The organism is Paracoccus sp. MC1854, assembly GCF_014164635.1.
Lineage (GTDB): Bacteria > Pseudomonadota > Alphaproteobacteria > Rhodobacterales > Rhodobacteraceae > Paracoccus.
Genome location: NZ_JACJFU010000004.1, coordinates 171,376 through 191,047, shown reverse-complemented (window position 1 = coordinate 191,047; position 19,672 = coordinate 171,376). Strand labels below are relative to the sequence as shown.

Here is a 19,672-nt window from a genome sequence, read left to right as displayed (position 1 = left end):
AACTGAAAGGTTGAATGATGAACCGCCCATCAGGGCGCGGCAAGCAAAAGGCGCTCGGACGGGAAATCCAGTCAGATCAACCTGGTTGCACTTGCGAGGCCGTGGTTGACTCGGGCCGGGGCAGTCCCTATCAGGCAGCGCAACGCGAAGGGGACAGGGCGTGTCGGACCAAGGCGATGACGGCGTCCAGAAGGCGCGCGACGCCGAACGGCTGAGGGCGCTGGAAGAACGTTTGTCGCAGGCTCGCCGCGACGATCGGCTCGCACCCCCCGGAATGGACAAGTTCGCCCATGCCAACCAGGCATGGCGGATGGTCATCGAGCTTGTCGCCGGCCTCGCCGTGGGATTCGGCGTCGGCTACGGGCTTGACCGGCTGCTCGGCACGACGCCGATCCTGCTGGTGATCTTCATCTTCCTCGGCTTCGCGGCCGGAGTGAAGACAATGCTGCGGACCGCCGCCGAGATGGGCGGGGCCGCTGCCGGAACAGGGCCGGGCAAGCCGGCAGGCGACAAGCCGGCGGGCGATCCGCCGAAGGACGAAAGGGACTGAGCGTGGAGAACGAAGAAAGCACGGGCCTGGTTTTCCACCCGATGGACCAGTTCATCGTCCGTCCGCTGTTCGGCGACGGGCCGGTCCACTGGTACACGCCCACCAACGTGACCCTGTGGCTGATGCTGGCCGTGCTGGTCGTGTGGCTGCTGTTCGTCGCGGGCACCTCGGGCCGGTCGCTGATCCCGTCCCGCGTGCAGTCCGTAGCGGAACTGACCTACGGCATGGTTCACAAGATGGTCGAGGACGTGACCGGTAAAGAGGGGCTGCGCTACTTCCCCTACATCTTCACGATGTTCTGCTTCATCCTGTTTGCGAACCTGCTGGGCCTGATCCCCAAGTCCTTCACCACAACCTCGCATATCGCCGTCACCGGCGTGCTGGCGCTGCTGGTGTTCTTCGGCGTCACCATCCTGGGCTTCGTGCTGAACGGGACGCACTTCCTCGGCCTCTTCTGGGTCAAGTCGGCGCCCTTGGCGCTGCGCCCAGTCTTGGCCGTGATCGAGCTGATCTCGTATTTCGTGCGTCCCGTCAGCCATTCCATCCGACTTGCGGGCAACCTGCTGGCGGGTCACGCCGTCATCAAGGTCTTCGCGGCCTTCGCCGCCATCGCGGTTGTGGCCCCGGTCTCGATCCTTGCCATTGTCGGCATGTATGCCTTCGAGGTCATGGTCTCCGTGATCCAGGCCTATGTCTTCACCATCCTGACCTGCGTGTATCTCAAGGACGCGCTGCATCCGGGCCACTGACGTCCGCAGGATTTTTCAGCAACCGTTTCCAAAGCCTCAAGGAGCATCTCATGGAAAACGTCGCGAACTACGCCGATCTGGGCAAATACCTGGGTGCGGGCTTGGCCTGCATCGGCATGGCGGGTGCCGCCATGGGCGTGGGCAACGTTGCCGGCAACTACCTGGCCGGTGCCCTGCGCAACCCCTCGGCCGCCGCGTCGCAGACCGCCACGCTGTTCATCGGCATGGCCTTTGCCGAAGCCCTTGGCATCTTCTCGTTCCTCGTCGCGCTGCTGCTGCTGTTCGCAGCCTGATCCCGGCGCCACTCCTTGCTTTTGGGCGGGCGCATGACGCGCCCGCCCGATTGCCAACCGCAGGCCAGGGATAGGAAATGTTCAGCCTAATGCAGCAGACCGCCCCGACCGCGGTCGAAACGACCACCACGACGACCGGGGCAGCGACCACCGCACCCGTCGTGTCCACCGCTCCGGTCGCGGCCGCGGAATCGCCCGCGGCCCAGACCCATGCCACCGATTCCATCATCGTGCCGGGCGCCTCGGGCGTCGAGCACGCCCCCGGCATCGCGCAGAACGGGCAGGGACACCTGCCGACCGACAGCCTTGCGGGTGCGGCCGTGCCGGGCACCGACACGACCCATGCCGTCGCGCATGGTGCCGATGCTGCCGCCTCGGCTGGGATGCCGCAGCTCGACTTTGCCAGCTTCGGCAACCAGATCTTCTGGCTGCTGGTGGCGCTGGGGCTGATCTACCTGATCCTGTCGCGCGTCGCGCTGCCCCGCATCGGCCGCATCCTCGGCGACCGGCAGGGGTTGATGACCGCCGACCTCGCCGCGGCCGAGGACTTCAAGCGCAAGGCGCGCGAGGCCGAGTCGGTCTACGACAAGGCGCTGGCCGACGCACGCGCCGAGGCGCAGAAGATCGTGGCCGCCAACAAGGCCGAGATCGACGCGGAACTGTCCGTCGCCATCGCCAAGGCCGATGCCGAGATCGCCGCCCGGACCCAGGAATCCGAGCGCCGGATTTCCGAGATCCGGGACTCCGCCGCAACCGACGCCCGCAGCGTCGCCCGCGATGTCGCGGCCGAGCTGGTGCGGACCTTCGGCGGCAACCCCGATGGCTCGATCGACCAGGCCGTCGATGCCCGCATCAAGGGAGCCGTGCTATGATCGCCCGCCTGACCGCCCTTGTGGCCGCTCTGGCCGCCAGCCCCGCGCTGGCCGCCACGGGGCCGTTCTTCTCGCTGCGCAACACGGATTTCATCGTGCTGCTGGCGTTCCTCGCCTTCATCGGCATCCTGCTGTATTACAAGGTGCCGGGCGCCATCGGCCGGCTGCTGGACCGCCGGGCCGAGGGGATCAAGGCCGACATCTCGGAAGCCCGCCGCCTGCGGGACGAGGCGCAGGAAATCTACGCCAGCTACGAACGCCGCCAGCGCGAGGTTCACACCCAGGCCGGCGAGATCGTCGCCAACGCGCGCCGCGAGGCGATAGCTCAGGCCGAAAAGGCCAAGGTCGATCTGCAGAAATCCATCGAGCGGCGCCTGCAGGCAGCCCAAGACCAGATCACGGCCGCCGAGAACGATGCGGTCCGCGCCGTCCGCAACCAGGCGATCCAGGTCGCCATGGCCGCGGCAACCGAGGTGCTTGGCCGCCAGATGGGGGCGCAGGACCGCAGCGCCGGCATTGACCGCGCCATCGACGACGTGGCCCGCCACCTGAACTGATCCGCCGCTGCTGACGGACGCGGATGAAAAAACCCCCGGTGTCGCCACCGGGGGTTTTCCTTTGCCTGTGCCGATCTCAGCGGTTCGGGCGGATGATGATCTCGACCCGGCGGTTCTGGGCGCGGCCCGCCTCGGTCGCGTTCGAGGCCACGGGCTGGTTCATCCCCAGCCCCTGCGTCGCGATGCGGTTCGGGGATACGCCGCCTGCCGTCAGGATGGAGGCCACCGACCGCGCTCGGCGCTGCGACAGGTCCATGTTGTAGGCGGCAGCCCCGGTCGAGTCGGTATGGCCGATCACCTGCACGGTCGAGTTCGGATATTGCTGCAGGTTCCGCGCCAGCGCGTAAAGGTCGTTCTGCGCCGGGCCGGACACGGCAGAGCTGTCAAAGGCGAACAGCACGCCTTCGGGCAAGGTGACGTTCAGCGTCTGTCCGGTGTTGACCACCTGCACGCCGGGCGTGGTCATCTGGCTTTGCAGCGCGCGTGCCTGCGCGTCCAGCACCGAGCCGATCAGGCCGCCCGCCGCGCCCCCGGCGATCGCGCCCCGCGCGATGTCGCGCCCGCGGTTGTTGCTGTCGTCGTCGCGGACCGCGCCAAGGACCGCGCCGGTCGCGGCGCCGGCGATGATGCCCTGCTGTGTCCTGTTCATGTTGCCGAACTGGCCATAGGGGTCTTGGGCGCAGGCGCCAAGCGCCATGACCCCCACGGAGGCGATCAACAGGTGAACTCGGCGGATCATGGTTCTGTCCTTTCCTTTGCCAAGGCGGCGTGGCGCCCGTCAGGGTCGCCCGTCATGCCGCCGAACGGCGCCAGCCTTTCAGAAGTTCCCCCCGGCTGCCAGCCGAAGCCCCTGAAAGCGCGTCACATTCCCTCGACTTTCCCGAAGGCTTGCGTGTTTCCGCCGATCGAGGCATCACCCTGCCATGGCCCGGACCCCTTCCCCTGCCGACAAGACTCTCGCCCGTGGCAAGGGGCGGGTGCCGCCGCCGCTGCCTTACCGCGATCAGGTCGCCATCTTCGGCATCCTGCAGGCGGCGAACCCGCAGCCGGTGACCGAGCTACAGTATCGCGACGCCTTCACCCTGCTGGTGGCGGTGGCGCTGTCGGCGCAGGCGACGGACGTGGGCGTGAACAAGGCGACGCCTGCGCTGTTCGACGCAGCCCCCACGCCGCAGGCGATCGCCGCCTTGGGGGTCGAGGGCGTGACCGAACTGATCCGCACCATCGGCCTTTACCGGCAGAAGGCGAAGAACGTCGTCGCCCTGTCGCAGCGGCTGGTGGATGACTTCGGGGGCGACGTGCCTACCTCGCGCGCCGCGCTGATGAGCCTGCCGGGGGTGGGGCGCAAGACCGCGAATGTGGTGCTGAACTCGTTCTTCGGCATCCCGGCGCAGGCGGTGGACACCCATATCTTCCGTGTCGGCAACCGCACCCGCATCGCGCCGGGCCGCGACGAGGCCGAGGTCGAGCGCGCCATCGAGGATAATGTCCCCGCCGGGTTCCAGCAGAACGCCCATCACTGGCTGATCCTGCACGGCCGCTACATCTGCCAGGCCCGCCGCCCGCGCTGCACCATCTGCCCGATCCGCGCGCATTGCCCCTATGAGCCGAAGACGACCGATCCGGTCTGACCTCTTGTCCCCGCCGCGTGTCCCCGGTTTAAGCGCCGGGACAGGCACAAGGGGTAGCGCATGGCATATCAGGTGATCGGCATCGGCAATGCCGTGATGGACGTGATCTCCACGGCAAGCGACGCGCGGCTTGCCGAACTGGGCATCCAGAAGGGCATCATGCAACTGATCGAGCGTGACCGCGCCGAGGAACTGACCCATGCCGGGAATGGCGCGCGGCTGGTCCCCGGCGGCTCGGTCGCGAACACGCTGACGGGCTTGGGGAGGATGGGGCTGTCCACCGCCTTCATCGGCCGGGTGGCGGCGGATGATCTGGGCCGGGCCTATGCGCATGAGATGGGAACGGACGGCACGGATTTCGTTAATGCGCCGGTGGAGGCAGGGCTTCCGACCTCGCGATCCATCATCTTCGTGACGCCCGACGGCGAGCGGTCGATGAACACCTATCTCGGCATCTCGGCGGAACTGGATGGGGACGACGTGGACGCGGGTTTGTTCTCGGGCGGAAGCTGGCTGTTTCTCGAAGGTTATCTCTTCGACAAGCCCAAGGGAAAGGCCGCCTTCCTCAAGGCCGCCGAGGCCTGCCATGCGGCGGGGGGACAGGCGGGCATCGCGCTGAGCGATCCTTTCTGCGTGGACCGCCACCGGGCGGATTTCCGGCGGCTGGTGGCGGGGCCGATGGATTACGTCATCGGCAATCTGCACGAATGGCAGGCGCTTTATCAGGTCGAGGATCTGGAGGAGGCGCTGCGCCTCGCCTCGGCCGATTGCGGGACGGTGATCTGCACCCGCTCGGGCGAGGACGCGATCCTGATCCGGGGGGGGGAACGGGTGACGGCTCCGGTCCATCGGGTGACGCCGGTCGATGCGACCGGGGCAGGGGACCAGTTCGCGGCGGGGCTGATCTACGGGCTGGCGACGGGCAAGCCGCTGGCGGTCGCGGGCCGCATGGGCTGCATTGCGGCGGCCGAGGTGATCACCCACCTCGGCGCCCGTCCCGAGGCGGACGTCATGGCGCTGTTCCGGGCCGAAGGGCTGGTCTGAGAGGCAACCTCACTCTTCAGGTGTCAATGGCACCTGCGTCGGCTGGCCGTAGCCGGTCGTGGGGGCCGAAGGTTGTTCCGAGGCCGGCAGCGTCGGCGCGGGGGGCGTGGGCGCCTGTTCCGCACCGGTCGTGGCCGGGCTTGTCCCGGTCTCGCCCGACGTGGGGGCCGGCTGCGTTGCCGCCGCCTGGGCCACCGGCACGGGATTGTCCGGCGTAACCCGCCAGACCGTGTTCGACAGGTCGTCGGCCACGATCAGAGCGCCGCGGGGATCGATCGTCACCCCCACGGGGCGACCGCGAGTGTTGTCCTCGTCCTGCAGGAAGCCGGTCACGAAGTCGATCGGCTCTCCGACGGGGCGTCCGTCCTCGAAGGGGACGAAGATCACCCGGTAGCCGACCGGCGGGTTGCGGTTCCAGCTTCCATGCTCGCCCACGAAGACGCCGTCCGCGAATTCAGCCCCCATCGCCGGGACCGAGAAATCCACGCCCAGCGCCGCCACATGCGAGCCCAGCGCATAATCCGGCACGATTGCTGAAGCGACCAGTTCAGGGTTCTGGGGCTGGGTGCGGATGTCCACGTTCTGGCCCCAGTAGCTGTAGGGCCAACCGTAGAACCCTCCCTCCTGCACCGAGGTGAGATAGTCGGGGACAAGGTTGGGGCCGATCTCGTCCCGTTCGTTCACCACCGCCCAGAGCTGGCCCGTTTCCGGCTGGATCGTCAGCGCGGTCGGGTTGCGAAGGCCCGTGGCGTAAACCCGGCTGGCCCCGGTCTGGGTGTCGATCTGCCAGACCATGGCGCGGTCTTCCTCGATATCCAGCCCGCGTTCGGTGATGTTGCTGTTCGATCCGATGCCGACATACAGGAAGCGCCCGTCCTCGCTGGCGGTCATCGCCTTGGTCCAGTGATGGTTGATCGCCGCCGGAAGGTGGGTCAGGGTCGTGGGCGGGCCGCTCGCCTGCGTCTGGCCGTCGGCATAGTCAAAGCGCACCACCGCATCCTGGTTGGCGACGTAGATGACGCCATCGACATAGGCCAGCCCGTAGGGCGCGTTCAGGTTTTCGGCAAAGATTTCCTGCTGTTCATAGGTGCCGTCGCCGTCCGCATCGCGCAGCAGCGTCAGCCGGTTCCCCGGCTCGACCGAGCTTTTGCCCAGGTTCTTGATATAGGACGCGATGATGTCCTTGGGGCGCAGGGCAGGGGCGTTGCCGCCCGAGCCTTCCGCCACCAGGATGTCCCCGTTCGGCAGGACCAGGGTCTGGCGCGGAATCCGCAGGTCCGTGGCAATGGGCTGGATGGTGTAGCCTTCGGGCACCGTGGGACGCTCGTCGCCCCAGAGGGCGGGACGCGGGATCGTCATAGTCGGCAGCAACCCGCGCTGCGGTTCGGGCAGCGTGGGGTTCGGGCCGTATTCCGGGGGCGGCGTTCCGCCATCCTGCGCCGATGCGCCAGTCGTCAGGGCAGCAACCGCCATGGCGGTGCCGAGAAGAAGAAGCGGGCGCATCAGTTCACCTCGTCGATGGAAAGACCGGAATAGCCGATCCACGCGGCGACAAGCGCCAGAAAGGCCGAGATCGCCGACAGCCAGATCGCCTCGGGCATGATGGCCCAAGCGTCCTTGGCATGGATGAAGGCGTTCATCAGCCCCAGCACCCACATTGCCAGCAGCACGACGAAATAGATGATGGTGCGGCGGCGTCCGCGGGTTTCCCGGCGGAACAGGTTGATCAGCGCCCAGAGCCCGACAAAGGCCCCGACCAGCAGGCCACCTGCATTCAGCCATTGCGCGAAGTTCGCCCACTGGATCTCGTAGGTCGCGCGGTAAGCGAAATCGCTGAGCAGGGTGCCGAGGAACAGGGGGAAAGGGAATGACAGAAGGATCGCGTGGATCGGATGAATCGGTCTGAGGTCGATCGGACCGTAAACTGCTACCATGACCAACTTCCCTGCACTGCCAGAACCCGGAACGCACGAAGCCGTGAGTGGTTCCCCTGCCGGTTGCAGAAGAAAGCGGGCGCGAAAGGTGCCTCGCGCCCGTTGCTGTCGTGGCCCGGCAGGTCTGCGTCAGGCTGCCTGCCGCTCTGCCCCGAAGCGGCCGTAGAAGCTTTCGCCTCTGTCGGCCATGTCGCGCAGCAGCGCGGGCGGGGCGAAGCGGTCGCCGTGCTCCGCCGCAAGCTTCTCGGCGATTTCCACCGCTCCCCCGGCCCCGAGCATGTCCAGCCAGCCGAAGGGCCCGCCGGTCCAGGGCGCGAAGCCCCAGCCCAGAATGGCGCCCACGTCGCCCTCGCGGATGTCGGTCAAGACGCCCTGTTCCAGCGCCCGCACGGCTTCCAGCGCCTGCACGAACATCAGGCGGTGCTGGACTTCGGTCAGTTCGGGCTGGTCCTCGGCACGGGGCCAGTTTGTCCCCAGCCCCGACCAGAGGTCCTGGCGCTTGCCCGCCTCGTCATAGTCGTAGAAGCCCGCTTTCGCCTTGCGGCCCATCCGGTCCTCGTCGGCCAGCTTGAAGATCACGGCGTCCACGTCCTGATCGGTGTAGGCCTCGCCCATCGCGGCCTTCGTCGCCTTGGCGATCTTGACGCCCAGGTCGATCGAGGTCTCGTCCACAAGCTGCAGAGGTCCCAGCGGCATCCCCATCAGCTTGGCCGCGTTCTCGATCAGCGTGGGATTTACCCCTTCGCCGACCATGCGGATGCCTTCGTTGATGTAGGGAATGATGCAGCGGTTGGCGTAGAAGAAGCGCGCGTCGTTCACCACGATGGGCGTCTTGCGGATCTGCCGCACGAAGTCGAGCGCCTTGGCCACCGCGCGGTCGCCGGTCTGCTGGCCGCGGATGATTTCCACCAGCGCCATCTTGTCCACCGGGCTGAAGAAGTGGATGCCGATGAACTGATCGGGTCGCTTGCTGGCCTTCGCCAGATCGCTGATCGGCAGGGTCGAGGTGTTGGTGGCAAAGATTGCATCCTCGGGGATCACCGCCTCGGCCTTTGCGGTCACGTCGGCCTTGACCGAGGGATCCTCGAACACCGCCTCGACGATCAGGTCGCAGCCGTCCAGCGCGGCGTAATCCGTTGTCGCGGTGATCCGGCCCAGAACCTCGGCCTTCTTCTCCTCGGTGACCTTCCTGCGGCTGATGCCCTTGTCCAGAATGCCGGTCGAGTAGGACTTGCCGCGATCCGCCGCCTCCTGCGTCGAGTCGATCAGCACGACCTCGATGCCTGCGTTGGCCGAGACATAGGCGATGCCCGCGCCCATCATGCCCGCGCCGAGGACGCCCAGCTTGCGGACCCGCTGGTCCGGGGCCTCGGGGCGGTTCGCGCCCTTCTCCAGCGCCTCCTTGTTGATGAAGAGGCTGCGGATCATGTTCGTGGACGAGGGGTTCATCAGGACATGGGTGAACCAGCGCGCCTCGATCTTCAGCGCGGTGTCGAAGTCCACCAGCGATCCTTCATAGACCGCGCTCATCAGCCCCTTGGCGGCCGGATAGACGCCCATCGTCCGCCCCATCACCATCGCCGAGGCGCCGAGGAAGGTCATGAAGCCCCCCGGCGTATAGGGCGAGCCGCCGGGCATCTTGTAGCTCTTCTGCTCCCACGGCTTGACCAGGTCGGCGTCGGTGGCCTTCAAGACCCATTCGCGGGCGGCGGCGACGGGATCGTCCACCACCTCGTCGATGACGCCAGAGGCCTTGGCCTTTGCCGGGTCGTTCAGCTTGCCTTCCAGCAGCAGCGGAGCCGCCGCCATCGCGCCCAGCTTGCGGATCAGCCGCGTGGTGCCGCCCGCGCCGGGGAAGATGCCGACCATGATCTCGGGCAGGCCGATCTTTGCCTTCAGATTGTTCGCGGCAAAGATGCGATGGGTCGCCAGCGGCAGCTCCAGCCCGATCCCCAGCGCGGTGCCGGGCAGGGCGGCGGCGATGGGCTTGGCCCCCTTCTGCGTCTTGCGGTCCATGCCCGCGAGTTCGATCTTGCGCAGCAGGTGGTGCAGGCTCATCACGCCGTCGAAGACCGTCTGCGCGCCGCCTTCCTTCATCTGCGCCAGCACGTTCAGGTCCATGCCGGCGGCGAAGTCCGCCTTGCCGCTGGTGATGACGATGCCCTTCACAGCTGCGTCCGCCAGCGCGTCGTCGATCAGGTTGCTGAGTTCACCCGCGCCGTCCATCGACAGCACGTTCATCGACTTGCCGGGCACGTCCCAGGTGATGACGGCGACGCCATCGTCGCCCTTCTGCATGGTGAAATCGGTCATCTCATTCTCCCTATCGGACGATCTGGATTTCGCGGGGCGAAATGAGATTCGTCTGCTTCGTGGCCTGACCCTTCATGCGGAGCGAGAAGCCGTGCTGCTCCACAAGCCGCACGGCTTCTTCCAAAGTGTCAGCCAGCACCTTGTTTTTCGCGTGGTGCTTCTCATTACCGTATTGCGGATTTCCAAGGACGTAGCGTCCAGCGCGATCGGGATGCGGCAGATAAATCTCGCCGTCCGGGCGTTTGCGAAAGACCTGCATGCTCACACCCGCTCGATGATCGTTGCCGCACCCATGCCGGACGCCACGCAGAGGGTCGCGAGACCCGTTTCCTTGTCCTGCCGCTCCAGTTCGTCCAGCAGCGTGCCGATGATGATGGCGCCGGTCGCGCCCAGCGGGTGGCCCATGGCGATGGCGCCGCCATTGACGTTGACCCGCGCGGGATCGACCTGGAAGGCCTGCATGAAGCGCAGGACGACCGAGGAGAAAGCCTCGTTCACCTCGAAGAGGTCGATGTCCGAGATGCTCATGCCCGACTGCTGCAGCACCCGCTCCGTCACCGGGACCGGGCCGGTCAGCATGATCGTCGGATCGGTGCCGATCTTGGCCGTGGCGCGGATGCGGGCGCGGGGCTTCAGGCCGCGGGCCTCGCCCCATTCGCGGCTGCCGATCAGAACCGCCCCCGCGCCGTCCACGATGCCCGAGGAGTTCCCGGCGTGGTGGATATGCTCGATCCGGTCGAGGTGCGGGTATTTCAGCAGCGCGACCTTGTCGAAGCCGGGCATGACCTCGCCCATCTCCTTGAAGGCGGGTTTTAGCTTGGCCAGATCTTCCATCGTTGTGCCCGGGCGCATGTATTCGTCGCGCTCGAGGATCACGACGCCGTTCTGGTCCCGCACCGGGACGATGGACCTGGCGAAGCGCCCTTCCTCCCACGCCTTGGCGGCGCGGCGCTGGGATTCGACCCCGAAGGCGTCGGCTTCCTCGCGGGTGAAGCCGTATTCGGTGGCGATGATGTCGGCGGAAATGCCCTGCGGGACGAAGTAGGTCTTCATGGCAAGGCTGGGGTCCACGGCGATGGCCGCGCCGTCGCTGCCCATCGCCACGCGGCCCATCATCTCGACGCCGCCCGCGATATAGGCCTCGCCCGCGCCGGCCTTGACCTGGTTGGCGGCGAGGTTAACGGCCTCCATGCCGCTCGCGCAGAAGCGGTTGATCGAAAGGCCCGGCACCCGCTCGTCGAGGTCCGAGAGCAGCACGGCGGACCGCGCAAGGCAGCCGCCCTGTTCGCCGACCTGGGTGACGTTGCCCCAGATCACGTCCTCGACCACGTGGTCGCTCAGGCCGTTGCGCTCCTTGACCGCATTCAGCAGGCGCGCGGACAGCGCGACCGCCGTGACTTCGTGCAGGCTGCCGTCCTTGCGGCCCTTGCCGCGCGGCGTGCGGGCGGCGTCATAGATATAGGCGTCGGTCATGCGTCCTCCGATCGAAGCGTTTGCGCGGGTCGCGTGCCGGGGGCTTCGCGCCCCCATCGTCGTATACGACGATCCCGCGGGATATTTGTTCGAAGAAGAATCTCGTGAGCGGTTAACCGTTTCTCAAGGCTTCTGCTTCAGTGTCATTCTCACGGTACAGGCTGGGAAGCCGATGACCGTCGAAGGAGAAGGAAGCCTCGGTCCGCCAGAGATGCCCAAGGGCCGCGCGAACCGAGGCCGCTATTTCGGCCTGCGTTCTTCTTCGTCAAAATATCCCCGCCGGAGGCTCCGGCCCTGCCGCAGGCGGGGAGGGTGGTCATCTCAGAACTGCTCGGCCGCAAGCGCCATCACCGGCTCGGCCCCCGACTGGATGCGGGCCAGATGCGTGCCAGTCATCGGCAATTGCCGCTTCATGTAGTAGCGGCCGGTCATCAGCTTGGCTTCGTAGAAGGCGCGGTCACCGGTGCCCTCGTCCAAAGCCTTCTGGGCTGCGACCGCCATGCGGCCCCACATCAGGCCCAGCGCGGCGTGGCCGAACAGGTGCATGAAGTCATAGCTGCCTGCCAGCGCGTCGTTCGGGTTCTTCATGCCGCGTTCCATGAAGAACATGGCCGCCGCCTGCAGGTCCTTGGATGCGGCCTTCAGCGGGCCGAGAAAATCGGCCTTCAGCGCCGCGTTCCCCTCGTTCTCTCTGATGAAGCCCTTGACCATCTCGAAGAAGGCCATGACGTGCCTGCCGCCGTCGAGCGCCAGCTTTCGGCCCACGAGATCCAGCGCCTGGATGCCGTTCGCACCCTCGTAGATCATGGCGATGCGGGCGTCGCGGACGAACTGCGACATCCCCCATTCCTCGATATAGCCGTGGCCGCCATAGACCTGCTGGGCCTGCACGGTGCCCTCGAACCCCTTGTCGGTCAGGAAGCCCTTGATGACGGGGGTCATCAGCGAGACCAGCCCCTCGGCCGCCGCGTCGCCGTTGTGGCCACGGTCGATCATGTGCGCGCCCCAGAAGGCCAGCGCACGGGCGCCTTCAAGGAAGGACCGCTGGTCCATCAGCGCGCGGCGGATGTCGGGATGCACGATGATCGGGTCGGCGGGGCCTTGGGGGTTCTCGGCCCCCGTGACCGCACGGCCCTGCAGCCGGTCGCGGGCATAGGCGACCGAGTTCTGATAGGCGGCCTCGGCCACAGCATAGCCTTGCAGGCCCACACCCAGCCGCGCCTCGTTCATCATGGTGAACATGGCGCGCATGCCCTTGTGCAGCTCGCCCAAGAGCCACCCTTTCGCCCCGTCATAGTTCATGACGCAGGTGGAATTGCCATGGATGCCCATCTTCTCCTCGATCTTGCCGACCGAGACGGGCTGGCGATCGCCAAGCGAACCGTCCTCGTTCACCAGGAACTTCGGAACGATGAACAGGCTGATGCCCTTGGTGCCCTCGCCCCCGCCCGGAGCCTTGGCCAGAACCAGATGGATCACGTTCTCGGACAGGTCATGGTCGCCGGCCGAGATGAAGATCTTCTGCCCGGTGATCAGGTAGCTGCCGTCCTCCTGCGGTTCGGCCTTGGTCCGCAGCATCCCCAGATCCGTGCCGCAATGCGGCTCGGTCAGGTTCATGGTGCCTGTCCAGTCGCAGGACACCATCTTCGGCAGGTAGGTCCGCTTCTGCGCGTCCGTGCCATGCGCGTGGATCGCGGAATAGGCGCCGTGGGTCAGGCCCTGGTACATGTTGAAGGCCATGTTGGCCGACACGAACATCTCGCCGGTGGCCACACCCATCACATAGGGCATCCCCTGGCCACCATATTCGGGGTCGCAGTCAAGCCCGGTCCAGCCGCCTTCCTTCATCGCCTCGAAAGCCGCCTTGAAGCCCTCGGGCGTGCGGACGGCACCATTTTCCAGAACACAGCCCTGCTGGTCGCCCACGGCGTTCAGCGGGGCCAGCACCTCGCTTGCGATCTGGCCCGCGGCTTCCAGCACGGCCTCGGTGAAGGACGGGTCAAGCTCGGCATGGCCCGGCAGGTCCGAGGCCGAGATTTTCAGCACCTCGTGCAGCAGGAACTGCATGTCGCGGATCGGGGCGGTATAGGCGGTCATGCGGCCTCTCTCAACTTTCGCGCGGCGGCGGGCAGAGGGCTGCGCCGGCGCAAAGCCGGCCGTCGTCGGACATCGCCGAGCCCCCCGCGCCAGCCCTGTGGGGGAAGCATGGCAGGCCCCCCTGCGGTTCGCCAGCACGAACGCTGCGTCAGGGGGCCGGGTGCCGGAAGGTCAGCTGGCCTGCCCCTCGGCCCGCGCCTCGGTGGGCATGTCGGCCAGCAAGTCGATCGTGTCGTCTCGCAGCTTGCGCAGGTCGGTGATCGAGGCGTCCAACTCGGCCCGCTGGTTGGTCAGCACGTCCAGCTGCCGGGTTGCGAATTCGACCCACACCTCGTATTGCGCGCGGGTGCCCTGCTGCTGGTAGATCAGCAGCCACTGGCGGATTTCCTCAAGGCTGAAGCCGAAGCGGCGGCCGCGCATGATCAGCTTCATGCGCGCGATCTCGCGCGGGCCATACCAGCGGGCGCGGCCCTCGCGCCGGGGGCTGAGCAGTTCGATGTATTCGTAGTACCGCAGGGTGCGCGGCGTCACGTCGAAGCGGGCGCACATGTCCTTGAAACTGATCCAAGTGTTCTCTGGCATGGCCCTGCGCCCTGATGAATTGCCGCAACGTAACGCAGTGCCGGGCCGACCTCAACCACTGCGGGTGCGTTCCGCGCCGGCTTGCGGGGAAGCCGCGCCCGTTGCAGTGATCGGAGGCGCGACAGGAGGACAAGGATGGAACTGCTGCCCGGCACCGCGAGCCTGGACGAAAACGCGCTGGCGCGTGCGATGATCGAGGTCATCCCCCACGCCAGCGCCCTGGGGATGGAACTGGTCGAGGCCGGTCCCGGCGTGGTCGAGATCGCCATGCCCTGGCGCGAGGAGTTCGTGGGCGATCCCCGCACCGGCGTCCTGCACGGGGGCGTGATCTCGGCCCTGATGGACACCTGCTGCGGGGCGGCGGTGCTGACCCATCCCGACCGGCCGGCGACGACGGCGACCATCGACCTTCGGATCGACTACCTGCGGTCCGCGACCTCGGGGCAACGGGTGCGGACGCGGGCAGAATGCTTTCACATGACCCGCTCGGTCGCCTTTGTCCGCGCCGTGGCCCATGACGAGGGTGAAAGCCCGGTCGCCACGGCCACCGGCACCTTCACCGTGGGGGTGTGACATGGACCATGTGTTCGCCATCCGCGAATCGACCGTCGAGCGGATGCTGGCCGAGGTTCCCTATGTGCGCTGGCTGGGGGTCCGGGTGGACCGGCGGGGGGACGAGCTGACCGCTGTCCTGCCATTTTCGGACAGGCTGATCGGCAACCCGGTGCTGCCCGCCCTGCATGGCGGGGTCACAGCCGCATTCCTGGAAACCACCGCGGTCCTCGGCCTTGTCTGGGCCGTGCTGGGCGAGGATGGCCGCGAGCTGCATCCCGGACCGGACGGGTTGCCGCGCCTGCCCAAGACCATCGACTTCACCATCGACTACCTGCGCTCGGCCGGCGCCCGCGACGCCTATGCCCGCGCCCGCGTGGTCCGGCTGGGCCGCCGCTATGCCAGCGTGCAGGTCGAGGCCTGGCAGGACAGCCCCGAGCGCCCCTTTGCCCAGGCGAGCGGCCATTTCCTGATGGCGCAGGGCTGAGGATTGATGCCTCCTGACGCGCTGACCCATCGCCGGGTGCTGGCGATCGCGCTGCCGATCGTGCTGGCAAACGCGACCATCCCGATCCTGGGAATGGTGGATACCGGCGTCGTGGGCCAGTTGGGCGAGGCCGCGCCGATCGGCGCGGTGGGGATCGGGGCGGTGATCCTGACCTCGCTTTACTGGATCTTCGGCTTCCTGCGGATGGGCACCTCGGGGCTGGTGGCGCAGGCGCATGGGGCGGGGGACCGGGCGCAGTCGGGGGCGCATCTGCTGCGGGCGCTTTGCGTGGGGCTGGGCGCCGGGCTGCTGCTGGTTCTGCTGCAGGGGCCGCTGATCGGGCTTGCCTTCCGGCTGTCGCCCGCGTCAGTCGAGGTCGAGACGCTGGCGCGGCAATACCTGTCCATCCGCATCTGGGGCGCGCCCGCGACCATCGGGATGTATGCGCTGACCGGATGGATGATCGCGGTCGAGCGGACGCGGGTGATCCTGCTGGTGCAACTGCTGATAAATGCTGTCAACATCGGGCTGGACCTGTGGTTCGTGCTGGGGCTGCACATGGGCGTGCCGGGGGTGGCCTGGGCCACGCTGGCGGCCGAGTGGTCGGGCTTCGCGCTGGCGCTGTGGTTCGCGCGGCACGCGCTGCGGGACGGGCTTCAGGCAGGCGGACTGTGGGCGCGCGAGCATCTGGCGCGGATGGCGGGCGTGAACGGCGACATCATGATCCGCTCGGTGCTGCTGCAGGCGTCCTTCACCACCTTCCTGTTCATGGGAGCGGCGCAGGGCGACGTGACGCTGGCCGCCAACCAGGTTCTGATGCAGTTCCTGCAGATCACCGCCTATTCGCTGGACGGACTGGCCTTCGCCGCCGAGACGCTGGTGGGGCAGGCGGTCGGCGCGCGGCGGCCCGAGCGGGTGCGGCGAGCGGCCCGCCTGACCAGCGCCTGGGCTGCGGCCGGGGCGCTGCTGCTGGCGGCGGTCTTTGCGGGGGCGGGCGGGACGATCATCGACCTGCTGACCACCTCGCCCGAGGTGCGCGAGGTGGCGCGCGTCTACTTGCCCTGGCTGGTGATCGCCCCGCTGGTGGGCGTGGCTAGCTGGATGCTGGATGGCATCTTTATCGGCGCCACGCTGACGCGCGAAATGCGCAACGCCATGGTGCCCTCGGTGGCCGTCTATGTGCTGGCGCTGCTGATCCTGCCGCCGGCTTTCGGCAACCACGGGCTGTGGGCAGCGCTGATGATGCTGAACGCCATGCGCGGGATCATGATGGGGCGGCGCTATCCAAAAGCCGAGGCCGCCGCCGCATGAAGAAGGCGCGCGCATCTTCTTGTCGGTGGAGTTCCCTCGGCCTGACACCAGGGTGCCGGGTTGCAGGGTGAGTGCCTCACCCGATGATCAACCCGGCCGGATCGGCGTCGGCACTGGCGCCGCTTTCTTTTTTCCGGACAGTGGAGGCCTTCTCAGACCTCGTCGACGACCTGGCGGCGGGCCTCGGCGCGCAGTTCGACCATCTTGGAGCGGATGGTCGCCTCGTCGGCCTTGCCGGCAAGGTCCTCGCTGAGCTTGCGGAACACGTCGTCTTCGCCCGGCTCCTCGAAGTCCGAGGTCACGACGGTCAGCGCATAGGTCCGCGCCTCGTCCCCGGTCTTGCCCAGCAGCCCCGCCGCCCATTCGCCCAGCAGGCGGTTGCGCCGCGCCTCGGCCTTGAACCGCAGTTCGGCGTCATGGGCGAACTTGGTTTCATAGGAACGTTCGCGGTCGTCGAAAGTGGTCATTGCGGCCTCCGTCCAAGGGTTGCGTTTGATATGCCTCTGCTACCCTCTTGCCGCAACCCCGTTTCCGGCCCCGCCCGTATTGCCCCCGAAGGTCGAACGGCGCTATGGGTGCGGCGACGTTCAACGCTTTGCCCAGACGAAAGGCGCGATCATGGCCCCGCGGCGCAAGAAGATCTACGAGGGCAAGGCCAAGATCCTTTACGAAGGCACCGAGCCTGGCACCCTGATCCAGTATTTCAAGGACGACGCCACCGCCTTCAACGCCCAGAAGAAAGCCGTGATCGACGGCAAGGGCGTGCTGAACAACCGCCTGTCCGAATATTTCATGCAGGGCTTGGGCAATATCGGCGTCCCCACCCATTTCATCCGCCGCATCAACATGCGCGAGCAACTGATCCGGCAGGTCGAGATCATCCCGCTGGAAGTGATCGTGCGAAACTTTGCCGCCGGATCCATCTCCAAGCGGCTGGGGATGGAGGAAGGGACGCAACTGCCCCGGCCCATCGTCGAATACAGCTACAAGAACGATGAGCTCGGCGATCCGATGGTCAGCGAGGAATACATCATCGCCTTCGGCTGGGCCACGCAGCAGGACATGGACGACATTGTGTCCTTGGCGCTGCGGGTCAACGACTTCCTGTCGGGGGTGTTCTATGGCGTCGGCATCAAGCTGATCGACTTCAAGATCGAGATCGGCCGCATCTGGGACGGCGACTTCATGCGGCTGGTCGTGGCCGACGAGATCAGCCCCGACAGTTGCCGGCTGTGGGACGTGAAAACCGGGCAGAAGCTGGACAAGGACGTGTTCCGCCGCGACCTGGGCAGCCTGACCGACGCCTATACCGAGGTCGCGCGCCGCCTAGGCGTCATGCCTGCCGCCGTTCCGGTCAAGCCGACGCTCATCAACTGAAAGGACCGCCGCGCATGAAAGCCCGAGTCACGATCATGCTGAAGAATGGCGTCCTCGACCCGCAGGGCGAGGCGATCCGCCATGCGCTGCGCACGCTGGGCTTTTCCGGGGTGAACAGCGTCCGGCAGGGTAAGGTGATCGAGTTGGACCTGTCTACCACCGACCGCGCCGAGGCCGAAGCCGAGGTCGGCCGGATGTGCGAGAAGCTGCTGGCCAACACCGTCATCGAAAGCTGGCGGGTCGAGATCCTGTGACCGGCGGCGCGGGCGATTACGCCGAGGCCCGCCCGACCTATCCCCCTGAACTCGCCGCCGCGCTGGCTGCGCTCTGCCCCGGACGCGGGCTGGGGGTGGATGTCGGCTGCGGCTCGGGGCAGTTGACCTTGACGCTGGTAGGTCACTTCGACGCCGTGCCGGGGATCGATGTCAGCCCCGCCCAACTGGCCGAGGCACCCGCGCATCCGTGCATCGACTGGCGCGCGGGCGGGGCGGACGCGCTGCCCGTGGCTGACGGCTCCGCCGATCTGGGGGTCGTGGCGCAGGCCGCGCGCTGGTTCGACCTTTCCGCCCTCTACGCCGAGGTCCGGCGGGTCTTGCGTCCTGGCGGGGTGGTGGGCTGGTGAGCTATGGCCCCGCCGAAGTCGCGGGCGTCCTGGGCGACCGCTTTGCCCGCTTCTACCACGACGAGATCGCGCCCTTCTGGCCGCCCGAGCGCGTTCATGTCGAGAACGGCTACCGCGACCTTCCCTTTCCCTTCCCGCGTCCTGTCGTTCCCCAGCGGGAAATCGCTGCCGAATGGCCGCTGTCGGGCCTGCTCGGCTATGTCCGAAGCTGGTCGGCAGCCCGCGCGTGCGGCACGGAGTCCGCAGTGACAGCCTTTAACGACGACGCGCTGGCGATGCTTCCACCCGGTGCCCTTGTCTTGATCCGCTTTCCCCTGACGGCAATCGCAGGCCGGGTCGCATGATCGACCGGCTGCACGCCTTCATGGTCCTTGCGCGCGAGCGGCATTTCGGCCGCGCCGCCGAGGCGCTGGGGATCACCCAGCCCTCGCTGTCCTCGGCGCTGAAGTCGCTTGAGGATCAACTGGGCGTGCAGCTTGTCCGGCGCGGCTCGCGCTTCCACGGGCTGACCCCGGAAGGCGAGCGGGTGCTGGACTGGGCGCGGCGCATCGTCGGCGACGTGCGGACCATGCAGGCGGAACTGCGGGCGACCCGCAGCGGCGTCTCGGGCCGGCTACGGCTGGGGGTGATCCCCACCGCCATGCCGCGCATCGCGGAACTGACGGCGCCGTTCCTGTCGCGCCATCCCTCGGCCCAGGTCACGATCCTGTCGCGGTCGTCGGACGAGATCCGCGACCAGATCGCCGCGCTGGAACTGGACGCGGGCGTGACCTATCTCGACGGCGAGCATCTGGGCCGGCTGCGGACGGTGCCGCTGTTTCTGGAAACCCTGTGCCTCGTGGACCGGACCGACGACTCGGGGCCTGTGTCCTGGACCGAGGCGGCGACGCGCCCCTTGTGCCTGCTGACCCCCGATATGCAGAATCGTCGAATCGTCTCGGCCCGGCTGGCCGAGGCGGATGCGCCGGCGGTGCCGCGGGTCGAATCGAACTCGATGCTGGCGATCCTGTCCCATGTGACGACCGGCGACTGGGCGGCGATCCTGCCGCAGGCGCTGGCGGACGGCTTGCCGTTGCCGGCGGGCGTGCGGGCGCGCCCGCTGTCGGACGGGCCGGGCAACCGGGTCGGGCTGGTGCTTGCAGAACGCGAGCCGCTGTCGCCACTGGTCGAGGCGCTGATGCAGGTGGCGCGGCAGAGTTTCAATAGATAAACTCTATCAACGAACGAT

Annotated in this window: 24 protein-coding genes; 15 read left to right on the top strand and 9 right to left on the bottom strand. The window is 67.3% G+C overall.

Annotated elements, in window-relative coordinates:
• Positions 1 to 160: 160 nt before the first annotated feature.
• The 5 genes from H5395_RS05470 to H5395_RS05450 all read left to right on the top strand — a co-directional run bounded on the left by H5395_RS05470 (position 161) and on the right by H5395_RS05450 (position 3,021).
• Positions 161 to 550, top strand: a complete 390-nt coding sequence (locus H5395_RS05470) for an AtpZ/AtpI family protein (protein WP_234450816.1) — start codon at positions 161 to 163, stop codon at positions 548 to 550.
• Between the two features lie 41 nt (positions 551 to 591).
• Positions 592 to 1,299: a F0F1 ATP synthase subunit A gene (locus H5395_RS05465; protein ID WP_182791551.1), complete on the top strand. Its 708-nt coding sequence runs from the start codon at positions 592 to 594 to the stop codon at positions 1,297 to 1,299.
• Between the two features lie 50 nt (positions 1,300 to 1,349).
• On the top strand, positions 1,350 to 1,592 hold the full coding sequence (locus H5395_RS05460) for a F0F1 ATP synthase subunit C (protein ID WP_182791490.1): 243 nt from the start codon (positions 1,350 to 1,352) through the stop codon (positions 1,590 to 1,592).
• A 320-nt stretch (positions 1,593 to 1,912) separates the two neighbouring features.
• Positions 1,913 to 2,464, top strand: coding sequence for a F0F1 ATP synthase subunit B' (locus H5395_RS05455; protein ID WP_256435050.1), 552 nt, complete (start codon positions 1,913 to 1,915; stop codon positions 2,462 to 2,464).
• Entirely contained in the window at positions 2,464 to 3,021 is a 558-nt protein-coding gene (locus H5395_RS05450) for a F0F1 ATP synthase subunit B (RefSeq protein ID WP_182791550.1), read from the top strand. The genes H5395_RS05455 and H5395_RS05450 overlap by 1 nt, the downstream gene beginning before the upstream one ends.
• Positions 3,022 to 3,097: 76 nt before the next feature.
• Here H5395_RS05450 and H5395_RS05445 read toward each other — a convergent pair whose 3' ends face one another.
• A complete protein-coding gene (locus tag H5395_RS05445; RefSeq protein WP_182791489.1) occupies positions 3,098 to 3,760 on the bottom strand; it encodes an OmpA family protein in 663 nt (220 codons plus the stop codon).
• A 238-nt stretch (positions 3,761 to 3,998) separates the two neighbouring features.
• Between H5395_RS05445 and nth the strand changes: the two genes are divergently transcribed.
• On the top strand, positions 3,999 to 4,652 hold the full coding sequence (gene nth / locus H5395_RS05440) for an endonuclease III (RefSeq protein WP_370576394.1): 654 nt from the start codon (positions 3,999 to 4,001) through the stop codon (positions 4,650 to 4,652).
• 60 nt (positions 4,653 to 4,712) lie between these two features.
• Positions 4,713 to 5,696, top strand: coding sequence for an adenosine kinase (locus H5395_RS05435; RefSeq protein ID WP_182791487.1), 984 nt, complete (start codon positions 4,713 to 4,715; stop codon positions 5,694 to 5,696).
• 9 nt (positions 5,697 to 5,705) lie between these two features.
• Here H5395_RS05435 and H5395_RS05430 read toward each other — a convergent pair whose 3' ends face one another.
• The 7 genes from H5395_RS05430 to H5395_RS05400 all read right to left on the bottom strand — a co-directional run bounded on the left by H5395_RS05430 (position 5,706) and on the right by H5395_RS05400 (position 14,095).
• On the bottom strand, positions 5,706 to 7,199 hold the full coding sequence (locus H5395_RS05430; protein ID WP_220494828.1) for a sorbosone dehydrogenase family protein: 1,494 nt from the start codon (positions 7,197 to 7,199) through the stop codon (positions 5,706 to 5,708).
• Positions 7,199 to 7,630 (bottom strand): DUF2231 domain-containing protein, encoded by a 432-nt coding sequence (locus H5395_RS05425; protein WP_182791486.1) that lies wholly within the window; start codon positions 7,628 to 7,630, stop codon positions 7,199 to 7,201. The genes H5395_RS05430 and H5395_RS05425 overlap by 1 nt, the downstream gene beginning before the upstream one ends.
• A gap of 129 nt (positions 7,631 to 7,759) precedes the next feature.
• Positions 7,760 to 9,943: a 3-hydroxyacyl-CoA dehydrogenase NAD-binding domain-containing protein gene (locus H5395_RS05420; protein ID WP_182791485.1), complete on the bottom strand. Its 2,184-nt coding sequence runs from the start codon at positions 9,941 to 9,943 to the stop codon at positions 7,760 to 7,762.
• A 10-nt stretch (positions 9,944 to 9,953) separates the two neighbouring features.
• Positions 9,954 to 10,202, bottom strand: a complete 249-nt coding sequence (locus H5395_RS05415; RefSeq protein WP_182791484.1) for a hypothetical protein — start codon at positions 10,200 to 10,202, stop codon at positions 9,954 to 9,956.
• 2 nt (positions 10,203 to 10,204) lie between these two features.
• Positions 10,205 to 11,416 carry an acetyl-CoA C-acetyltransferase gene (locus tag H5395_RS05410; protein WP_182791483.1) on the bottom strand — a complete coding sequence of 404 codons (1,212 nt, stop codon included), beginning with the start codon at positions 11,414 to 11,416 and terminating at the stop codon, positions 10,205 to 10,207.
• 321 nt (positions 11,417 to 11,737) lie between these two features.
• A complete protein-coding gene (locus H5395_RS05405) occupies positions 11,738 to 13,513 on the bottom strand; it encodes an acyl-CoA dehydrogenase C-terminal domain-containing protein (RefSeq protein WP_182791482.1) in 1,776 nt (591 codons plus the stop codon).
• Positions 13,514 to 13,684: 171 nt separating this feature from the next.
• The gene (locus H5395_RS05400) at positions 13,685 to 14,095 is read right to left on the bottom strand and encodes a MerR family DNA-binding transcriptional regulator (protein ID WP_182791481.1); all 411 of its coding nucleotides are present in this window, start codon (positions 14,093 to 14,095) and stop codon (positions 13,685 to 13,687) included.
• A 135-nt stretch (positions 14,096 to 14,230) separates the two neighbouring features.
• Between H5395_RS05400 and H5395_RS05395 the strand changes: the two genes are divergently transcribed.
• Genes H5395_RS05395 through H5395_RS05385 form a run of 3 tightly spaced genes read left to right on the top strand, consistent with a single transcriptional unit; the run spans position 14,231 to position 16,445 of the window.
• Complete coding sequence (locus tag H5395_RS05395) at positions 14,231 to 14,668, top strand: PaaI family thioesterase (protein ID WP_182791480.1); 438 nt, start codon at positions 14,231 to 14,233, stop codon at positions 14,666 to 14,668.
• Between the two features lies 1 nt (position 14,669).
• On the top strand, positions 14,670 to 15,134 hold the full coding sequence (locus H5395_RS05390; RefSeq protein ID WP_182791479.1) for a PaaI family thioesterase: 465 nt from the start codon (positions 14,670 to 14,672) through the stop codon (positions 15,132 to 15,134).
• Positions 15,135 to 15,140: 6 nt separating this feature from the next.
• Complete coding sequence (locus H5395_RS05385) at positions 15,141 to 16,445, top strand: MATE family efflux transporter (protein WP_182791547.1); 1,305 nt, start codon at positions 15,141 to 15,143, stop codon at positions 16,443 to 16,445.
• A gap of 152 nt (positions 16,446 to 16,597) precedes the next feature.
• Here H5395_RS05385 and H5395_RS05380 read toward each other — a convergent pair whose 3' ends face one another.
• A complete protein-coding gene (locus H5395_RS05380; RefSeq protein ID WP_182791478.1) occupies positions 16,598 to 16,912 on the bottom strand; it encodes a DUF1476 domain-containing protein in 315 nt (104 codons plus the stop codon).
• Positions 16,913 to 17,063: 151 nt separating this feature from the next.
• On the opposite strand from H5395_RS05380, the gene purC reads away from it, so the two are divergent.
• Genes purC through H5395_RS05355 form a run of 5 tightly spaced genes read left to right on the top strand, consistent with a single transcriptional unit; the run spans position 17,064 to position 19,654 of the window.
• Complete coding sequence (purC, locus tag H5395_RS05375; protein ID WP_182791477.1) at positions 17,064 to 17,822, top strand: phosphoribosylaminoimidazolesuccinocarboxamide synthase; 759 nt, start codon at positions 17,064 to 17,066, stop codon at positions 17,820 to 17,822.
• Positions 17,823 to 17,836: 14 nt separating this feature from the next.
• A complete protein-coding gene (gene purS / locus H5395_RS05370) occupies positions 17,837 to 18,076 on the top strand; it encodes a phosphoribosylformylglycinamidine synthase subunit PurS (protein WP_182791476.1) in 240 nt (79 codons plus the stop codon).
• Positions 18,073 to 18,444, top strand: a complete 372-nt coding sequence (locus H5395_RS05365; protein WP_182791475.1) for a class I SAM-dependent methyltransferase — start codon at positions 18,073 to 18,075, stop codon at positions 18,442 to 18,444. Before purS ends, H5395_RS05365 begins: the two co-directional genes overlap by 4 nt.
• On the top strand, positions 18,441 to 18,788 hold the full coding sequence (locus tag H5395_RS05360) for a hypothetical protein (protein WP_182791474.1): 348 nt from the start codon (positions 18,441 to 18,443) through the stop codon (positions 18,786 to 18,788). Before H5395_RS05365 ends, H5395_RS05360 begins: the two co-directional genes overlap by 4 nt.
• Positions 18,785 to 19,654, top strand: a complete 870-nt coding sequence (locus H5395_RS05355; RefSeq protein ID WP_182791473.1) for a LysR family transcriptional regulator — start codon at positions 18,785 to 18,787, stop codon at positions 19,652 to 19,654. The genes H5395_RS05360 and H5395_RS05355 overlap by 4 nt, the downstream gene beginning before the upstream one ends.
• Positions 19,655 to 19,672 lie beyond the last annotated feature (18 nt).

What these genes read in the sequence shown, in the direction of transcription:
- H5395_RS05465 (WP_182791551.1), top strand. Translation starts at nt 592, where the DNA reads ATGGACCAGTTCATCGTCCGTCCGCTGTTCGGCGACGGGCCGGTCCAC.
- H5395_RS05460 (WP_182791490.1), top strand. Translation starts at nt 1,350, where the DNA reads ATGGAAAACGTCGCGAACTACGCCGATCTGGGCAAATACCTGGGTGCG.
- H5395_RS05445 (WP_182791489.1), bottom strand. Translation starts at nt 3,760, where the DNA reads ATGATCCGCCGAGTTCACCTGTTGATCGCCTCCGTGGGGGTCATGGCG.
- H5395_RS05435 (WP_182791487.1), top strand. Translation starts at nt 4,713, where the DNA reads ATGGCATATCAGGTGATCGGCATCGGCAATGCCGTGATGGACGTGATC.
- H5395_RS05430 (WP_220494828.1), bottom strand. Translation starts at nt 7,199, where the DNA reads ATGCGCCCGCTTCTTCTTCTCGGCACCGCCATGGCGGTTGCTGCCCTG.
- H5395_RS05425 (WP_182791486.1), bottom strand. Translation starts at nt 7,630, where the DNA reads ATGGTAGCAGTTTACGGTCCGATCGACCTCAGACCGATTCATCCGATC.
- H5395_RS05420 (WP_182791485.1), bottom strand. Translation starts at nt 9,943, where the DNA reads ATGACCGATTTCACCATGCAGAAGGGCGACGATGGCGTCGCCGTCATC.
- H5395_RS05415 (WP_182791484.1), bottom strand. Translation starts at nt 10,202, where the DNA reads ATGCAGGTCTTTCGCAAACGCCCGGACGGCGAGATTTATCTGCCGCAT.
- H5395_RS05410 (WP_182791483.1), bottom strand. Translation starts at nt 11,416, where the DNA reads ATGACCGACGCCTATATCTATGACGCCGCCCGCACGCCGCGCGGCAAG.
- H5395_RS05405 (WP_182791482.1), bottom strand. Translation starts at nt 13,513, where the DNA reads ATGACCGCCTATACCGCCCCGATCCGCGACATGCAGTTCCTGCTGCAC.
- H5395_RS05400 (WP_182791481.1), bottom strand. Translation starts at nt 14,095, where the DNA reads ATGCCAGAGAACACTTGGATCAGTTTCAAGGACATGTGCGCCCGCTTC.
- H5395_RS05395 (WP_182791480.1), top strand. Translation starts at nt 14,231, where the DNA reads ATGGAACTGCTGCCCGGCACCGCGAGCCTGGACGAAAACGCGCTGGCG.
- H5395_RS05390 (WP_182791479.1), top strand. Translation starts at nt 14,670, where the DNA reads ATGGACCATGTGTTCGCCATCCGCGAATCGACCGTCGAGCGGATGCTG.
- H5395_RS05385 (WP_182791547.1), top strand. Translation starts at nt 15,141, where the DNA reads ATGCCTCCTGACGCGCTGACCCATCGCCGGGTGCTGGCGATCGCGCTG.
- H5395_RS05380 (WP_182791478.1), bottom strand. Translation starts at nt 16,912, where the DNA reads ATGACCACTTTCGACGACCGCGAACGTTCCTATGAAACCAAGTTCGCC.
- purC (WP_182791477.1), top strand. Translation starts at nt 17,064, where the DNA reads ATGGCCCCGCGGCGCAAGAAGATCTACGAGGGCAAGGCCAAGATCCTT.
- purS (WP_182791476.1), top strand. Translation starts at nt 17,837, where the DNA reads ATGAAAGCCCGAGTCACGATCATGCTGAAGAATGGCGTCCTCGACCCG.
- H5395_RS05355 (WP_182791473.1), top strand. Translation starts at nt 18,785, where the DNA reads ATGATCGACCGGCTGCACGCCTTCATGGTCCTTGCGCGCGAGCGGCAT.